The 387-nt window shown below is 49.9% G+C and carries 1 rRNA gene; it reads right to left on the reverse strand.

Going from position 1 to position 387, the window contains the following annotated elements:
• Nucleotides 1–339: ribosomal RNA gene (locus BHE18_RS02400) — 23S ribosomal RNA — on the reverse strand; the annotation flags it as partial.
• Between the last annotated feature and the right edge of the window lie 48 nt (nucleotides 340–387).

Consider the following 387-nt stretch of genomic DNA (forward strand, 5'->3'; position numbering starts at 1 on the left):
CTCTTCTCGCCTACCTGTGTCGGTTTGCGGTACGGGCACCTCCCGCCTCGCTAGAGGCTTTTCTTGGCAGTGTGAAATCAGGGACTCTGAGGTAAACCTCTTGCCATCACTGCTTGATGTATGTAGAAACGGGATTTGCCTCGTTTCTCATCTCACAACTTGGACGTGCACAACCAACGGCACGCTCACCCTATCCTTCTGCGTCCCCCCATTACTCAAACGGCGGGGAGGTGGTACAGGAATATCAACCTGTTGTCCATCGTCTACGCCTATCGGCCTCGACTTAGGTCCCGACTAACCCTAAAAAAAAAAGAATAAAACATAGAACAACTGACATACTGTCCAGCTACACATAAGTAGACGCAAGACATACAGTAACACGCACAA

The sequence above is a fragment of the Rossellomorea aquimaris genome (assembly GCF_001877785.1).
In the GTDB taxonomy this organism is placed as follows: domain Bacteria; phylum Bacillota; class Bacilli; order Bacillales; family Bacillaceae_B; genus Rossellomorea; species Rossellomorea aquimaris_A.